At 28.6% G+C, this 2,555-nt stretch carries 2 protein-coding genes; one reads left to right on the plus strand and one right to left on the minus strand.

Translation table 11 applies throughout. The features are described 5' to 3' along the window. Positions 1-411: 411 nt before the first annotated feature. Complete coding sequence (gene trpS, locus A500_RS11395) at positions 412-1,422, plus strand: tryptophan--tRNA ligase (RefSeq protein ID WP_016207739.1); 1,011 nt, start codon at positions 412-414, stop codon at positions 1,420-1,422. 96 nt (positions 1,423-1,518) lie between these two features. Here trpS and galU read toward each other — a convergent pair whose 3' ends face one another. After that, positions 1,519-2,388: a UTP--glucose-1-phosphate uridylyltransferase GalU gene (gene galU / locus A500_RS11400; RefSeq protein WP_016207740.1), complete on the minus strand. Its 870-nt coding sequence runs from the start codon at positions 2,386-2,388 to the stop codon at positions 1,519-1,521. Positions 2,389-2,555: the final 167 nt, after the last annotated feature.

Below are 2,555 nucleotides of genomic sequence, written 5' to 3' on the forward strand. Positions count from 1 at the left end.
TGATAACTTTGAGATTAATAAAAATATTTTAAATTATATATTTTTATAGTTCAATTATTGTTAGTTTAATATTGCTCCCTCTCATAAATTATTAAGCTTAATATCCCATACTTTTATTTAGAATACTTATTTATACATAAATTTAAATTCATACTTTTCCTCTTATTTCATTTCATGTTCTTCGTGCCTCTTAATTTTGATCCATTGACTAATGTTAAATTAAAATAATCAAATCTAAACTTATATATTAATCCTGTATAAGCTAAATTTAATCATATATTTCATATACTCATCATAAATACCAATCTATAGTCTTATTCCTTGTTGACATGGTAAATTTCCAAATTTATAATTAATTGTATAACTATAAGTCTTATATGTTAGTATGCACAAATGAAAGGAGTGCTTTAATTGGAAAGTAATACAGATAAAAAGAAGGTTATTTTTAGTGGAATTCAGCCTTCTGGTCAATTAACTTTAGGAAATTATTTAGGAGCTATAAAAAATTGGGTGGCTCTTCAAGATGAATTTGATTGTTATTTTTGCGTAGTAGATTTACATGCAATAACTGTTAAACAAGAGCCAAAGGATTTAAGACAAAGAACTCTTGAAGTTCTTGCAATATATATAGCTGCGGGTATAGTTCCTGAAAAGAATACTTTATTTATTCAATCACATGTTCCTGCTCACAGCGAATGTGCATGGCTTTTAACATGTAATTCTTATATGGGAGAACTTAGTAGAATGACTCAGTATAAAGATAAATCTCAGAGATATGGGGATTCAATAGGTGCTGGACTATTCACTTATCCTGTATTAATGGCTGCTGATATTCTTTTATATAATACAGATTTAGTACCTGTGGGTCAAGATCAAAAGCAGCATTTAGAAATAGCTAGAGATATTGCTAACAGATTTAATAATACTTATAGTCCAACATTTAAAATTCCAGATCCATATATTCCAAAGGTTGGTGCTAAGGTTATGAGTCTTCAAGATCCGACTAAAAAGATGTCTAAGTCAGACGACAATCCAAATGGATACATCTTAATTATGGACCCACCTGAAGTAATAAGAAAGAAGGTTTCTAGAGCTGTTACTGATAGCCTTGGAATTATAAATTACTCTGATGATCAACCAGGTGTTAAGAATTTACTTGATCTTCTAATTGCAATAAATGGTTCAACCCCACAAGACCTCGTAGCCTATTATAAAGATAAAGGCTATGCTGATTTAAAGAAAGATGTAGCTGATGCTATAGTAAATGAGTTAGAACCAATTCAAAATAAAGTTAATGAAATCCTTAAAGATAAAAAAGCATTAGAAGAAATATATAAATTAGGTGCTGAAAAAGCAAACTATATATCAATGAAAACACTTAGAAAAATGCAAAAAAAGATTGGATTTATTCCTAGAGGATAATAACAAAAAAGTTGAATGATCTTATTTACATTCAACTTTTTTTACTTTAATTAAAAGTTTTATAGTTTATTTTTATTAACACTCTATGCTTATTAATTACTTAGTCCAATCTCTACTTGTTAAATATTCAATAAATGGTTCTCTAAGTTCTTCTCTTTTCAAAGCATACTCTACTGTTGCTTGCAGGAAACCTAATTTATCTCCCACATCATATCTTTTTCCTTCAAAATTATAGGCATACATAGCTTCATTTTCAATTAAAGTTTGTAATGCATCTGTAAGTTGAATTTCTCCGCCTTTACCTGGCTTAGTATTTTGTAAAATATCAAATATTTGTGGAGTTATTATATATCTTCCTAATATAGCAACATTACTTGGAGCTTCTTCTATAGCTGGTTTTTCAACCAATTTTTTTACTTTATAAACCCTATCTTCAATATGAATTCCATCCACTATTCCATATTTATTTACATCTTCTTGATTTACTGTTTGAACCCCTAAAATAGACGTTTTATATTCCTTATAGCAATTCATTAATTGTTTTAAGCAAGGAACTTCTGAGTCTACTACATCGTCACCTAATAATACTGCAAAAGGCTCATTACCAACAAATGCTCTTGCACATGAAATTGCATGCCCTAATCCCTTAGGCTCTTTTTGTCTTATATAATGAATATCTACCATATCAGATATTCCTCTTACAAGTTCCAAAAGATCTTCTTTATGATTTTTTTCAAGTTCCATTTCTAATTCTACTGATTTATCAAAATGATCCTCTATGCACTTTTTATTTCTTCCTGTGATTATAAGAATTTCCTCTATTCCTGATGCAACAGCCTCCTCAATAATGTATTGAATAGTTGGTTTATCAACTATTGGAAGCATTTCTTTAGGCTGTGCTTTAGTTGCTGGTAAAAATCTAGTTCCAAGTCCAGCCGCTGGTATAATAGCTTTTCTTACTTTCATATTTATCCCTCTCATTCACATATCTTTACATAATATAACCAATTTTATTTTAGCATAGAAATACAATAAGTTCAATTTACAGATTACATAAGTTGAAACATTTTCCAATTATACATTATATTTATGCTATTAATATAATGTATAAGGAGTATTTTTTATAAATTCTA

This window comes from Clostridium sartagoforme AAU1 (assembly GCF_000401215.1).
GTDB lineage: Bacteria > Bacillota > Clostridia > Clostridiales > Clostridiaceae > Clostridium > Clostridium sartagoforme.